This window comes from Streptomyces thermoalcalitolerans, from assembly GCF_039525155.1.
Lineage (GTDB): Bacteria > Actinomycetota > Actinomycetes > Streptomycetales > Streptomycetaceae > Streptomyces > Streptomyces thermovulgaris.
Genome location: NZ_BAAAHG010000009.1, coordinates 90,615 through 104,370 on the forward strand (window position 1 = coordinate 90,615; position 13,756 = coordinate 104,370).

At 71.4% G+C, this 13,756-nt stretch carries 12 protein-coding genes and 1 riboswitch; of the genes, 7 read left to right on the forward strand and 5 right to left on the reverse strand.

The genetic code is table 11. The features are described 5' to 3' along the window. Positions 1 to 124 precede the first annotated feature (124 nt). The 3 genes from ABD224_RS08225 to ABD224_RS08235 form a co-directional block, all read right to left on the reverse strand. Positions 125 to 2,203: a LysM peptidoglycan-binding domain-containing protein gene (locus tag ABD224_RS08225; protein ID WP_344048475.1), complete on the reverse strand. Its 2,079-nt coding sequence runs from the start codon at positions 2,201 to 2,203 to the stop codon at positions 125 to 127. Positions 2,204 to 2,485: 282 nt separating this feature from the next. Then, complete coding sequence (locus tag ABD224_RS08230; RefSeq protein WP_344048477.1) at positions 2,486 to 2,965, reverse strand: hypothetical protein; 480 nt, start codon at positions 2,963 to 2,965, stop codon at positions 2,486 to 2,488. A 412-nt stretch (positions 2,966 to 3,377) separates the two neighbouring features. Beyond that, on the reverse strand, positions 3,378 to 4,808 hold the full coding sequence (locus ABD224_RS08235; RefSeq protein WP_344048480.1) for a selenium-binding protein SBP56-related protein: 1,431 nt from the start codon (positions 4,806 to 4,808) through the stop codon (positions 3,378 to 3,380). A 324-nt stretch (positions 4,809 to 5,132) separates the two neighbouring features. Here ABD224_RS08235 and ABD224_RS08240 point away from each other — a divergent pair, with 324 nt between their 5' ends. The 7 genes from ABD224_RS08240 to ABD224_RS08270 all read left to right on the forward strand — a co-directional run bounded on the left by ABD224_RS08240 (position 5,133) and on the right by ABD224_RS08270 (position 11,727). Then, the gene (locus tag ABD224_RS08240; RefSeq protein ID WP_344048482.1) at positions 5,133 to 5,285 is read left to right on the forward strand and encodes a hypothetical protein; all 153 of its coding nucleotides are present in this window, start codon (positions 5,133 to 5,135) and stop codon (positions 5,283 to 5,285) included. A 254-nt stretch (positions 5,286 to 5,539) separates the two neighbouring features. Next, positions 5,540 to 6,175 (forward strand): DUF4352 domain-containing protein, encoded by a 636-nt coding sequence (locus ABD224_RS08245; RefSeq protein WP_344048484.1) that lies wholly within the window; start codon positions 5,540 to 5,542, stop codon positions 6,173 to 6,175. 524 nt (positions 6,176 to 6,699) lie between these two features. Next, positions 6,700 to 8,625, forward strand: coding sequence for a TerD family protein (locus ABD224_RS08250; protein WP_344048486.1), 1,926 nt, complete (start codon positions 6,700 to 6,702; stop codon positions 8,623 to 8,625). Between the two features lie 183 nt (positions 8,626 to 8,808). Then, positions 8,809 to 8,994: riboswitch (cobalamin riboswitch) on the forward strand. Positions 8,995 to 9,024: 30 nt separating this feature from the next. Continuing rightward, positions 9,025 to 9,732, forward strand: coding sequence for an energy-coupling factor ABC transporter permease (locus tag ABD224_RS08255; protein WP_344048488.1), 708 nt, complete (start codon positions 9,025 to 9,027; stop codon positions 9,730 to 9,732). Beyond that, entirely contained in the window at positions 9,732 to 10,103 is a 372-nt protein-coding gene (locus tag ABD224_RS08260; RefSeq protein WP_344048490.1) for an energy-coupling factor ABC transporter substrate-binding protein, read from the forward strand. Before ABD224_RS08255 ends, ABD224_RS08260 begins: the two co-directional genes overlap by 1 nt. Positions 10,104 to 10,108: 5 nt before the next feature. Beyond that, on the forward strand, positions 10,109 to 10,858 hold the full coding sequence (gene cbiQ / locus ABD224_RS08265) for a cobalt ECF transporter T component CbiQ (RefSeq protein ID WP_344048492.1): 750 nt from the start codon (positions 10,109 to 10,111) through the stop codon (positions 10,856 to 10,858). Then, a complete protein-coding gene (locus ABD224_RS08270) occupies positions 10,855 to 11,727 on the forward strand; it encodes an energy-coupling factor ABC transporter ATP-binding protein (RefSeq protein WP_344048494.1) in 873 nt (290 codons plus the stop codon). Before cbiQ ends, ABD224_RS08270 begins: the two co-directional genes overlap by 4 nt. 26 nt (positions 11,728 to 11,753) lie before the next feature. Here ABD224_RS08270 and ABD224_RS08275 read toward each other — a convergent pair whose 3' ends face one another. Together ABD224_RS08275 and ABD224_RS08280 are read right to left on the reverse strand one after the other, a co-directional pair. Further along, the gene (locus tag ABD224_RS08275; protein ID WP_344048496.1) at positions 11,754 to 12,269 is read right to left on the reverse strand and encodes an O-acetyl-ADP-ribose deacetylase; all 516 of its coding nucleotides are present in this window, start codon (positions 12,267 to 12,269) and stop codon (positions 11,754 to 11,756) included. Beyond that, positions 12,266 to 13,675 (reverse strand): phytoene desaturase family protein, encoded by a 1,410-nt coding sequence (locus ABD224_RS08280; protein WP_344048498.1) that lies wholly within the window; start codon positions 13,673 to 13,675, stop codon positions 12,266 to 12,268. Before ABD224_RS08280 ends, ABD224_RS08275 begins: the two co-directional genes overlap by 4 nt. Positions 13,676 to 13,756 lie beyond the last annotated feature (81 nt).

Sequence of the window (13,756 nt, forward strand, 5' to 3'; positions counted from 1 at the left end):
GCCTTGTACGCACCCGTCCCAGTGGCCTGTGGGACATCCGCTCACACCTTGCGACTCCGGCATTCCGGACTACCGCGGCAGTGCCGGCGCCCCTGGTGGACGAGGGAGACTCCGGCCTCATTGTTCAGTGAAGGGTGAGGCGCTGCCCCGGAGTGATCAGGTTCGGGTCGCGTCCGATGACGGTCTTGTTCCTCTGGTACAGCGTCGACCAGGACTCGCCGTGGGCACGGCCGATGCTGCTGAGGGTGTCCCCGGGCCGCACGGTGTAGAGGTTGGTGCCGGTCCCCTTTCCCGTGGGCGGGTTGGCCGCCGTGGTCCGGTCGGGGCAGGAGGCGGGGGTTGCCGAGGAAGGGCGCACAGGGACAGGGGTGAGGGGGGTGCAGACGGGGGTGGCGAGTCCGATGAGCTGCACCAGCCCCGTGCCGCCGGCGGGTGGGACGACGCGTGACCAGTTGTTGGCCAGCCAGACGTTGCCGGACTGGTCGATCTGCACTGCGGTGAGGTGCTCAATCGCCTTGTTCTGGAAGCCCTTCGGGGGTGACAGAAGGGTGCCGGTGGTGCTTCCGGGCGGACAGGCAGCGGTGTTGACACCGCACAGCGTCCACACGCTCGGGGTGAGAAAGCCGGCGACCCACACCCGGTCGGATCCGTCGACGGCCACCGACCAGGGGAAGGTCTTCTCGGGCAGTTTGTACACGCCCGCGACGGTCCCGTCGGACGCGAGCCGGGTGATCGTGCTGTTGAGGTAGCTGTTGAGCCAGACGTTGTTCCTGGAGTCGATGGCGATGCCCAAAGGCCATTTGAAGGAGCTGCTCTCGATGGGCGAGGTCGCCGTGGGCTTGAAATCGGGCCCGATCACGGTGACGCTGCCGCTGAACTTGCCGATGAGAGGCGCCAGGCGTGTGTTCACCAGCTGGGCGCCCCCCAGGCCGGCATTGGTGACCCAGGCCCGCCCGAAGCCGTCGATCTGGACGGCGAACGGGTGATTGAGACCGCCGCCGGTGATCGTGATCGCCTTGGACGGGTCGCCCTTCGGGTAGACGACCACGTTGCCCTGGCCCGGTGCGGTCTCCAGGCCGTAGTTGTTCGCGATCCACACATTGCCCCGCTGGTCCACGGCGATTCCCTGCGGGTGGATGAGCCCGCCGTTCTTCCACCCCCCGGGAGGCGACAACGGTTTGCCGGTGGCCGAGTACTGCGCAACCGAGTTGCCCCCGTAGCTGCTGACCCAGACGGAGCCGTCGGGGGCGACGGCGGCGCCCCAGTCACCGCCCTTCATGCCACCGCCCTGGATCGGGCTGCCCAGAATCGGGCGCCCCGTCGGGTCGAGCACGCTGACGTAAGGGCTGGGATTCTGGGTGCCGGGCAGCCAGTTGTTGGACGCCCAGACGTTGCCCTTGGCGTCGAAGGCGATGCGTCCGGGGGCGTACAGGTTGGTGTCGGTGTAGCGCAGCGCCAGTATCCAGGCCGTGGGAGGCGCGGTGAGCGCCGGGGCGTAGTGCTTCGAGGTACGCGCCAGGTTGTAGAGCCCCGTCGGGGACAGGGTGGGGTTGCGGACCAGGTTCAGCACCACCTGCACGGTGTCCTGGGGAGCCGTGCCGCCGGAAGGCGTCGCCAGCCGGAGCAGGCTCTCGCACCGCGTGGTGTCCGCCACGCAGAGGGAGACCAGGTTGGCAAGCGTGTTGAGGGTGGCGAGGGTTTCGTTGGTGGTGCCGTTGTCGGCGTTCGTGACCACCCCGCCGGGCTTGCCGGTGGCCGGGTCTGCGAGGTTGAACGTCGTCGCCGCGGCGTTCTGCAGCCCCGGACTCGGCCCCTCGATACCGTGTCGACCGCTGAACTGGGCCAGGGCGTAGGTGGCGGCGACGGTGGTGAGTTCGTTGACCCGTACGTGGCTCATCGTGCGTGCGGGAACCGCACCGCCCTCACCGACCGCCACCACGGAGCGCAGTCGCAGCCGGCGGGCGTCGGCCGGCGTGGCCTCCACGTACAGCACTCCGGCAGCGGGACGAGCGTATGAGATCGCGAAGGAACCGGTGGCGTCGGTCGTCGCCCGGCCCAGTTCCCTGACTCCTGAGCGGGAGCCGGCGAAGAGCCTGACCTGAGCCCCCCGAAGCGGCTTGCCCGCGCCCGTGACGGTGCCGTGCAACGGGCCCGGCGCGGCACCTGACGACGAGACCGGGACGTACGCCGCACCCAGAACCATGACCGCCGAGGCTGCTGCGGCTGTCGAAGCCCTCAGCGAGATCCTCTTCCTTCTGTGCCCTCTGTGCCCTCTGTGCCCTCGGAGGCGACTGGTGGATGCCGGCCTGCGGACGGATATGCCGGAAGGACTCATGACGGGTGAACCTTTCACTGGCGTGGTCGGCTCGGGCGGCCGGACGGAGGGCATGGTCCACATCCCCTCGGCTTCTTCCAAGGCCGATCCGAGGTCCCCTTCCGGGGCGAACGCGGACAGGCCAGGTACGGGACGGGTCCATCGCTGCGGCTATCCGGCTGCGGCCTGCCCGGCTTCGGGAAGGGTGGGGTCGACCTCCGGCACCCTGAGAGCGAACCAGCCGACCCTGAGCCCGTACAGCCAGACCACACCGAGATACAGACCCTGGTCGACCTGGCGCATCTCGTCGCGTACCCCGCGGGCGGCGAGGGAGATTCTGGAGTAGTCGATGACGATGCACTCCTGCCCGTCCAGCAGGCTCGGGCCCTTGTAGACCTGGGCCAGGATGGCGAGCACGTCGAACGAGGTCATCCGGTTGCTCAGGTAGCCCTCAGGGTCGAAGACCTTGCCCCGCCACACGGCCACGCGCACCAGCCAGGCGAAAGGACGGGCGAGCCACCTGCCTCCCCAGCGCACGATGCCGGTGCCCTCCAGCGGGCCCTTGGGAAGGTCACCGGCCGGGCTCTTGCCGAAAAGCTCCACCAGCTCGTCATCACCGGCGTCGAGCAGGTCACTCTCAGTGAGAGCCACATTGTCCTCCTGGTGGTCGCAAGGCCCGTTGCCCGTGCCGCACTGTCGCCGCACTCGCCCAGGCAGGGAGCCGTTGTGCGTACGGTGCGGGCTGCGGTGCACAGTTCTGTGCGAGGCCACGACGGGGCCCAGGCCGCCGGGATGTCGGTGGGCGATCCCGCCGACTTCGGCGCCCACACACCGTGGATCCGCTCCACGAGCTTGGACGCAGCCGACTGCACACCACCACCGCTGTTAGGCCAACGGGGTAGCGGAGGCGCCGAGGCCGACGGCGTATCGGTCTCAAAGGGCGTCAAGCAGGAGCGTGGTGCATCTTCCGTACCTTTTCTTCGCGTTTCGCGCATTCGGCCGGTTCTCGCCGGGGTGAGGACGGCGACGGCCGTCGGTGCCGGTGCTCGTGGAGCGTAAGCGGTCAGCTGCGGTAGCAGTACGAGTCCGAGGAGGCGTCGCCGCCTTGCAGGCGGGCCTGGTGCACGCGCAGGCCGAGGAAGTCCGGGCCGTGCGGGAAGAAGCGGCTGTCGGCAACGAGTCCGCCGTGCGAGGTGTCGGCGTCGAGTTTGATCATCCATGGATCGATGCCTGCGGGATAGAACTGTGCGTCCCAGGCGGCGTACAGGGAGTTCGTCAGGTACACGCGCCGCCCGTCGCGGCTGAGCTCGACCATCTGTGCTCCGCCCGTCAGCGGAGTGTCCGGCTCGGCGGGGTGCGGCTGCCGGCTGGCGATGCCGCCGAGACGCATGGATGCGGTCTGCCGGGGATGGGACGGCTCGCTCACGTCGTACTGGAGCAGGTCGCCGGTTCCCCATGCGGATACGTACAGCCACTGGTCGTCCACCGACAGGTCGATGTCGGTGATCAAGGGGGGCACGGCGCCGAACGGCTGCAGAGCCGGGGGCAGGTCCTCCGGTCGCGCGGGCTCGGCCGGAACGGTGATCACCTTGTGGACGACGAAGTTCTCGCCCTCCCTGTTCCACCACCACACCGATGCCGAGAGGTCCTCCACATTGACCACGGTGCTGGTGAATCCCCACGTGGCCCCGGGATCGTGCGCGGGACGCAGCTCCAGCACCATCTGGTTCTCGTCTCCCAGGTCGGCGCGCTGCAGGTGCCGGCCGGAGTCCAGCTCCCAGAAGTGCAGTGAGTGGCCGTACTGGCGATCCAGCAGCAGTTCGGGGACGAGACCGTTCTCGATCATCGAGGGGGTGCCCCACTCGCTGGTCACGGCGATGTTCTGACGCAGGTGCCACCAGAGGTCGTAGGCGAGCCGCTGCGGTCCGCGGTCGCTCTCCCAGGCGCGCAGCACTTCGAAGGTCTCGTGGTCCAGCAGTGCGACGCCGCCGGGCCCGTCCGCGCCGTCCGCGCCGCCCAGGCAGGACAGGAACATTCCGTCGGGGCCGCAGTGGAGTGTGTGCGGGCGCGAGTACCCGGCCTTGGCGGCCAGCTCCCCGGACTCGATCACCTTGACCAGGCGCGGGTGGGCGGGGTCGGGGTCGGTGTCGAGGATGTGCAGCCGGGAGGAGCGCAGTCCCGGAACGATGAGGTAGCGCCGCGCGGCGTGGTGATGACCGGCATGCGCCAGTGCGCTCGAGCAGGCGTTCCAGCCGAAGTGGTGCAGTTCGTTGCCCGGGTCGGGCAGCTCGGTCCGGGAGGCCACACGGCCGTACAGGGGGGATGCGGGGTCGGTGTCGACGGTGAACAGCGCGTCCGCGCGCTGTGCGTCCGGGTCGAAACCGACGACATAGGCGAGCTTTTCCGGGGGTGCGGCGACAGCGTCCGCCGGAGTGCGGTACAGGGTGGGATCGCTGTGGTCGCCGCTGCCGTGAGCATGGTCGGTCGTCGTCATGGCTGTTCCTTGTCCCGAAGTCCCGGACGGGGAGTCTGGAACCGGGGACTTTCAAGAGACGACCGGCCTCATCCGTTCGGGATCGATATGTCAAGATCGATGTGCAGATGCCGGACATGTACGCCCTGAAGCCAGCGTTTCACGACCTCGAAGCACTGCCAACGTGGCAGCACGAAGGTGCGGGGGCGAGGAGGAGGCCCGGTGTCCCGGCCCCGGTGCTCCATTGGATTTCGCGTCCCGAGCCGGCTCTTTTGCGGGCTGCGGCTTGGCGGCACCTGCGTCAGTGGGGCCAGTTCAGGGCGCACAGGCGTCTGTTCTGGCGGGTTGGGGGTGCTCCGCGGGCCGCTTCCGGAGATCCCCGTCCATCCCGAGGCGAAGGCGCCCGGCGGGGCCGACGAGGGTGTCCGCCGGATCGATCCGGCCCCTTCTCCGACCGCCGCCGAGGAGCCGTCCACCGGCTCGTCCATCGCCGCCTGATGGCAGGCCTCCCGGCTCATCCACCTCGATCCGCCGCCCGCCTACGCGGCCCGTCCGCCCCGGGACGACCCATGCCTGCCGGCAACCGGCCGCGCCCCGAAGAAGCAAAGAAGAGCAGAAGAGCACCGACTGAACGGGCCGCCCCCATCATCACCGGTCCGTCACGATCAGGTGAATATCCCGGACATGAGGAAACCGCACAGCTTCCCCACAAGTCCCACACGGAGAACGCACGAACATTCCGAGAGGAACACATGAGCCAGCAGCACCCGTACCAGCCCTACCCGCCGCAGCAGCCTCAGCCCGGGTATGGCCACCCGGCGCCGCAGCCGCCGAAGAAGCGCAGCGTCGGCAAGATCGTCGGCCTCGGGTGTCTGGGCATCGTCGGCCTGTTCGTCCTGCTGGGCGCTGTGGGCGCCGTCATCGGCGGCGGCGACTCCGGTGACAGCAAGGGAACATCAGCCGTCGCCGAGAAGACCCCGGGCGACAAGACCGAGGACTCCGGTCAGAAGGCCCCTGCGGACAACAAACCCGGCAAGGAGAAGGAGGAGGCCGCTTCCGAGGGTCCGGTGAAGATCACGGCGAAGAAGACCGACTTCTCCAAGAGCATTCTCGCCAGCAGCAGCGACTACACCAGCGTGCTCATCACCATCACCAACAACGGCGACGAGCCGATCGACGTGAACCCGCTGTACTTCACCATCACCGACACCAACGGCACCAAGCACACCGCCGAACTCGGTGTCGACGAGCAGCAGATCGACACGGTCGAACTCGCACCCGGCGAGAACATCACCGGCACCGTCACCGGCAAGGGCACCTTCACCGCGAAGTACGTCACCTACACCGACGGCTTCCTCGGCGACCCGGTCCGCGCCGACGTTTCCTGACACCGCCCGCCGGCACACGGCCGCGGCCCCCGCTTGCCCATGGCAGCGGGGGCCGCCACCTGCAACCACGCGCAATAGGGGAGCACGAAGCGTCGCACCGTCACCAGGGCCGCCGCACTCGCCGCCGCCACCGCAGCACTCACCGCTGCTGCGCCGCTCTCGGACGCCCCGCCGCGCGACCAGAACCTGGCCGCCGCCGGCTTCGGCAAGGCCGCCTGACCCGGCCGCGGCTGGGCCGGCATCAAAAGGGCCACGGGCAAGCGGCGTCGCTACCACCTACAGGCAGTCTCTGCCCGCCCGCGAAGCCGCCGCAGGCGGAATCCGACGAAGCACTACAGGGGTTCCTGCCGTCGGCGAGGCCGATCGCGCGGGCGGCGCTCGGGTCGCCGAGGGCGGTTCAGGCGCGGGACGTCCCTGGGCCGACGAGGATCCGGCGTCGGCACGGAAGGACACACCGGAAGGACATACAGGGATGAAAGGGCATCCAGGTTGAAGGGTGGCGTATAGGTCAACATCCTTCTGTCATGTCTCTTGCTTCCTCTGCCTTCGACCTGTCCAGCCTGCGCGACTACGCCTTCGACTGGGCCTTGGTAGATGTGGAGACCTCCGGGCTGGTCGCGCGCCGCGACCGGGTGCTGTCCGTGGCCGTGGTGACGCTGGGGCCGGACGGCGAACAGACCGGGGAATATTCGACGCTGCTGAATCCCGGCTGTGATCCCGGGCCCGTGCGGGTGCACGGGCTGACTCCCGAACGGCTGCGCGGGGCGCCCCGCTTCGAGGAGGTGGCCGGGCGGATCGGCGCGATGCTCCAGGGCCGGGTGCTGGTCGCGCACAACGCCCAGTTCGACTACGACTTCCTCGCGCACGAGTTCGCACGGGCCGGTCTGCGGCTGCCGGTCACGCGGAGGCTGTGCACGCTGGCGCTGAACCGGCGGATCGACCCGCCCACCCGCGACCTGAAACTGGGGACGCTCGCCGCGCACTACGGCGTCACGCGGGTGAAGGCGCACGACGCACTCGACGACACCCGGGTCCTGGCCGGGGTGCTGCGGGCCTCGCTGCGGGAGGCGGCGCGGCTGGAGCTGCCCCTGCCTCTGGTGGCCTGCCCGCCGCGGCAGAATTCCCGGTTCGCGCCACGCCCGCCCAAGACGCCGTGCGCCTTCCGCAACCCCGGGCGTCTCACCGCAGGCGGGCCGCTGGTGCAGGGCATGAAAGTGGCCGTCACCGGAGAGACCCGGACCCCGCGGACCGTGCTGGTGGAGCGGGCCGTCGCCGCCGGGTTGAACGTGGTGTCCTCCGTCAGCCGGCACACCAGCGTCCTGGTCGCCGACAACTCCTCCGCCGGCACCGCCAAGGCCCGGCGGGCACGGGCGGACGGCGTGCCGGTCATCGACGAACAGACCTTCCTGGAACTGCTGGACGACGTACGGCCGGGAACTCCGCATGAGGCGGCGGCCCCGGCTCCCCCGGGCACGCCCGCGCAGCCGCCTACCGTGCCCGCGCAGCGGTCACCCGACCGGGTCGATGCCGTCGCTCCCCGGCCTCCGGCCCCCGTTTCCGCTCCCTCTCCCGCCACGGGGTCAGGAACACGGCCCGGCCCCGACGAGCCGGAGCACCAACCGAAGCCTGCCCGGCGCCGCGCGCGACCGAACGGTCCCCTGGCGGGGCGACGTGTGCTCGTCCTGGGCGGCACGCACCCCCAGGCCGCAAGGGCCCGTGCGCGCATCGTCGAACTCGGGGGCGCCGCCGCCATCAACCTGTCCGCGAGCGTCACCGATGTCGTCCTGCTCCCCAGGGGTGAGACCGACCGCCGTATGCGGCGCATCACCTCGCTCGCCGTGCCCACGCACGACGCGGCCTGGCTCGACGCCCCGGTCCTCGAGCAGGCCGCCGACGACCGGCGCCCGGCCCCTCAGGTGCTGCCGCGCGGCGGCGTCGTCGACCTTCCCGGTCCGGACGAGCGGACCCCGGCGTCCCCGTGGACCGTCACGGCCTCCTGGGCGCAGCAGACGACGTGTGAGATCGACGTGGTCGCGTTCGTGCTCGATGAGGACGAACAGGTGGCCTTCGACGAGGACTTCGTCTTCTACGGTGCCCCGGAGAACCCCGGTGGGACGGTACGGCTGCTCAGCGACGGACCGACCGAGCAGACCATCAGCATCGACCTCGCCACGCTGCCGCCGTCGGCCCGGCGCGTCGTCGTCGCGGCCGCCATCGACGGCACGCCCACCTTCGGCGACGTCGGCGCCATCCAGATCAGCTCCGGTCCCGGCACCAGTGCCGCGCCGTTCGTCCAGGCCACCGTGGACGCCGCGACCACCGAGCGCACCATGCTGCTCACCGAGATCTACCGTCGCGGCCCCCGCTGGCGGCTTCGCGTCGTCGGCCAGGGCTACGACCACGGTCTGGACGCCCTCGCCCGTCGGTACGGCGTCGACGTCGTCGACTGATCCGGCCGGCCCGCGCGGCGAACGCCTCGTACGCCCCGCCGCCCGGGGGCACGAACCGCGTCTCCTCGACGGCGGCGCGGACACGCGGCAGCGGGAGGCCGACGGCTCCGGTGCGCTCGCGCGCTCTCCCGCCGTGCTCGTGTGCGCTCTCCCGCCGTGCTTGTCAGCGGCTTCCGCCGGGCACTACGCTCACCATGCTTCGGTGAACGGGAAATCCGGTGTGATGCCGGTGCGGCCCTCGCCACTGTGATCGGGAAGTCCGGCTCCGGCCCCTCGCGGGCAGCCACTGGGCCTTCGCGGGCCTGGGAAGGCGGAGTCCGGGCGCTCTCACCCGTCAGCCAGGAGACCGGCCGAGGCGCGTCAACCATCCACGAGGTGCTGGAGAGGGTCTGCCGAGCCATGCACATAGCCGAGGGCTTTCTGCCTCCGGCGCACGCGGTCGCCTGGGGCGTCGCGTCCGCGCCGTTCGTCGTCCACGGAGTACGGACACTCACCCGTGAGGTCAGGAAGCACCCGGAGAGCACACTGCTCCTCGGCGCCTCCGGTGCCTTCACCTTCGTCCTGTCCGCTCTGAAACTGCCGTCGGTCACCGGGAGTTGTTCCCATCCGACCGGCACCGGGCTGGGTGCCATCCTGTTCCGGCCGCCGGTCATGGCGGTGCTGGGCACCATCACGCTGCTCTTCCAGGCGCTGCTGCTGGCCCACGGCGGGCTGACCACGCTCGGCGCCAACGTCTTCTCCATGGCGGTCGTCGGGCCCTGGGTGGGGTACGGCGTCCACCGGCTGCTGCGCCGCTGTGACGTGCCGCTGATGGTCGCGGTGTTCTTCGGCGCGTTCGCCGCCGATCTGTCCACCTACTGCGTCACCTCCGTGCAGCTGGCGCTCGCCTTCCCCGACCCGGGCAGCGGATTCCTGGGAGCGCTCGGCAAGTTCGGTTCGGTCTTCGCCGTGACGCAGATCCCGCTCGCAGTGAGCGAGGGGCTGCTCACGGTGCTCGTGATGCGGCTGCTGGTGCAGTCCAGCAAGGGTGAACTGACCCGGCTGGGGGTGCTCGTGACCGGCGGGCGGACCGAGGCGAAGGCGACCGGCACCGGGGCGGTGGCGTGATGAGGAAGAACACGAGGACCAACCTCCTGCTGCTGCTCGCCGTGGTCGCGCTCGCCGTGCTGCCCCTGGTGCTCGGCCTCGGCGACCACAAGGAGGAGCCGTTCACCGGCGCCGACGCCGAGGCGGAGACGGTGATCACCGAGCTCGAACCGGACTACGAGCCGTGGTTCTCCCCGCTGTACGAACCGCCCTCCGGGGAGATCGAGTCTGCGCTGTTCGCCGTGCAGGCCGCCCTCGGCTCGGGCGTGCTCGCCTACTACTTCGGTCTCCGCCGGGGCCGCCGGCAGGGTGAGCAGCGGGCCCGCGCACGGCAGGCCGCCGCCGAGGACGCCGGGAGCACCGCCGAGAAGTCCGAGGTCCAGGGGTCCTGAGTCCCGTGCTGCCGATCGACACGGCGGCGCACAGCAGTCGCTGGCGCTGCCGCCATCCCGTGGACAAGGCCGTGCTCGGACTGGGCCTGACCGCCCTGGCGATCGCCCTGCCGCCCTGGCCGGGCGCGGCCCTGGTGCTCCTCACCACCCTCGTGGTGCTGCTGGGCCCGGCGGGAGTGCCGGGCCGGCGGCTGTGGCGTGCCTACCGGGTGCCTCTGGGCTTCTGCGTCACCGGAGCCGCCACCCTCCTCGTCCAGGTCGGCGGCCCGGAGGGAGTGCTGTCCCTCGCCGACGACGGACCGCGCCGCGCCGGTGAACTGCTGCTGCGCACCTCGGCCGCCTCCCTCGGTGTGCTGCTGTTCGCCTTCACCACCCCGATGTCCGACCTGCTGCCCCGGCTGATCAGGGCCGGGGTGCCCGACCCGGTCGTGGACGTCGCCCTGGTGACCTACCGCATGAGCTCTCTGCTGCTGGACTCGATCCGCCGGGTCCGTGCGGCCCAGGCCGCCCGGCTCGGGCACACCACCCGGGCCGCGACCTGGCGCTCCCTGGCCGGACTCGGCGCCACCGCCTTCGTCCGCGCCTTCGACCGGGCCTCCCGGCTCCAGGCCGGACTCGCCGGACGCGGCTACGACGGCACCCTGCGGGTGCTGGTGCCCGAGGCCCGGGTCTCCGTCCGGTTCACCCTCGGCAGCGTCGTGCTCCTCGGCTGCGTCGCCGCTCTCACCTTCGTGCTGAAAGGGCCCTTGTCATGAGTGAGCCAGGTGAGCAGGTGCTCGTCGCCCTGCGGGGGGCGTCCTTCGCCTACGAGGACGGCCCCACCGTCCTCGACGGCCTCGACTTCGACATCCGCGAGGGACGCGCGCTCGTTCTGCTCGGCCGCAACGGCAGCGGCAAGACCACCCTGCTGCGGCTGCTCAGCGGGGGGCTGAGGCCCCGCACCGGCCGGCTGACCGTCGAGGGACGGCCGGTGACGTACGACCGCAAGGGGCTGACCCGGCTGCGGACCACCGTCCAGCTGGTCGTCCAGGACCCCGACGACCAGCTCTTCGCCGCCTCCGTCGCCCAGGACGTGTCGTTCGGGCCGCTCAACCTCGGCCTGCCGGACACCGAGGTCCGGGCCCGGGTCGACGAGGCCCTCGGCGCCCTCGGCATCACCCATCTGGCCGACCGGCCCACCCATCTGCTCTCCTACGGGCAGCGCAAACGCACCGCCATCGCCGGTGCGATTGCCATGCGGCCCCGTGTGCTCATCCTCGACGAACCGACCGCCGGCCTCGACCCGGACGGGCAGGAGCGGCTGCTCGTCACCCTCGGCGAGCTGCGGGCGGGCGGCACCACGGTCGTCATGGCCACCCACGACGTCGACCTCGCCCTGCGCTGGGCCGACGACGCGGCCCTGCTCACCCCGGACGGGGTGCGGACCGGTCCGGCGGCGGCGATGCTGGCCCGTACGGATCTGCTCCGGCAGGCGGGGCTGCGGCTGCCGTGGGGCGTCGCGGCGGCGGAACTGCTGCTCGCGCAGGGCCTGTTGACGGATGCCGCGGCCGCTCCGCGCACCCCGGAGGAGCTGTCCGCGTTCCTGCGGGCCGACACCGCTTCCCCGGTCCGCGCCGACGGCTGACGCATCCGGCACACGGCCGGCCGGGGTCAGCCGATCCGTGCGGCGAACGCCCTGTACGCCGTGTCGTCGAAGAGCACGAATCGCACCTCCTCGACGGCGGTCCCGGTCCGCCGGACGGTCTCCACCGCGATCCGGGCCGCGTCGTCCAGCGGCCAGCGGTGGACGCCGGTGGAGATGGCCGGGAAGGCGACCGTCCGTGCGCCGAGCTCGTCGGCGACGCGAAGGGACTCGCGGTAGCAGGAGGCCAGCAGGTGCGAGCGGTCCTCGGTGCGGCTGTGGACGGGACCGACGGTGTGGATCACCCATCGGGCGTCCAGGTCACCGGCCGTCGTGGCGACCGCCTGGCCGGTGGGCAGGCCCTTGCCGTAGCGGGAGGCGCGCAGGGCACGGCACTCCTGGAGGATCGCGGGGCCGCCGCGGCGGTGGATGGCGCCGTCGACGCCTCCGCCGCCGAGAAGGGAGGAGTTGGCGGCGTTGACGATCGCGTCGACGCGCTGCCGGGTGATGTCGCCCTGGACGAGGGTGAGGGTGGTGGACGTCATGACTGCCGCAGCCTCCGCCAGACGGCCTTCGCCGCGTTGTGCCCCGACATGCCGTGCACTCCGGGGCCCGGCGGGGTGGCCGAGGAGCAGAGGAAGACGGCCGGGTGCGGAGTGCTGTACGGGAAGAGGGACGGCTTGGGACGCAGCAGGAGCTGAAGCCCCGAGGCCGCGCCGGTGGCGATGTCGCCGCCGACGTAGTTGGCGTTGCGGGCGGCGATCTCGGGCGGGCCGGCGACGGCACGGGCGAGGACACGGTCGCGGAAGCCGGGGGCGTAGCGTTCCAGCTGGCGTTCCACGGCGTCGGTGAGGTCCCCGGTCCAGCCGTTGGGGACATGGCCGTACACCCAGAAGACCTGCTTCCCGGCGGGTGCGCGGGTGGGGTCGGCGACGCTGGGCTGGACCGTGATGAGGAAGGGCCGGTCGGGTGCGCGGCCCTCGCGGGAGGCGGCACGCAGCGCGGCGCCGATCTCGGCGCTGTTCGCGCCGATCTGCACGGTGCCGGCGCTGCGGGGCTCCTCCGCGGTCCACGGGACCGGCCCGTCCAGCGCGTAGTCGATCTTGAAGACGGCGGCGCCGTAGCGGTAGCCGTCGTAGTACCGGCCGAGGCCGGCGATGCGGGCCAGCGCGGTGGGCGAGGTGTCGAAGACGTACGCCCGTGCGGGCGGCAGGTCGTCGAGGCGTTTGACCTCGTAGTCGGTGTGCAGGGCGCCGCCGAGGTCCTTCAGGTAGGCGGCGAGCGCGTCGGAGATCGCCTGGGAGCCGCCGCGGGCGACCGGCCAGCCGCGGGCGTGCGCGGCCAGCGCGAAGACCAGGCCGATCGCGCTGGTGGCGAAGCCGCTGAGCGGGGAAATGACGTGCGCGACGAGACCGGCGAAGAGGGTCTTGGCACGCTCGTCGCGGAAGCGTCGCATCAGCCAGGTGGACGGGGGCAGGCCGACCAGGCCGAAGCGGGCGAGGGTGACCGGGTCGCGGGGCAGCGCGGTCAGGGGCAGCGACATGAAGTCGCGGACCAGGGTGTCCCACCGGGGCAGGAACGGCTCGACCAGCCTGCGGTACGCCCCCGCGTCGCGCGGCCCGAAGGAGGCGGCCGTCTCGGCGACCGACCGGGACAGCACGGCCGCGGTGCCGTCCGGGAAGGGGTGGGCCATGGGCAGCGGGGCGTGCAGCCACTGCAGGCCGTAGCGCTCCAGGGGCAGGGCGCGGAACGCGGGTGAGTTGATGCCGAGGGGGTGCGCGGCGGAGCACGGGTCGTGCCGGAAGCCGGGCAGGGTGAGCTCCTCGGTGCGGGCGCCGCCGCCCACGGTGTCACGCGCCTCGAACACGGCGACGGAGAAGCCGCGGCGGGCGAGTTCCACGGCGGCCGTCAGGCCGTTCGGTCCCGCACCCACCACGACCGCATCGAGCATCGACGGCACCTTCGGACCCCTTCGTCAGCCGATGGCCACTCAGGGTCAGGATATGCCGCGAGACCGACACTCCGGAGGCCG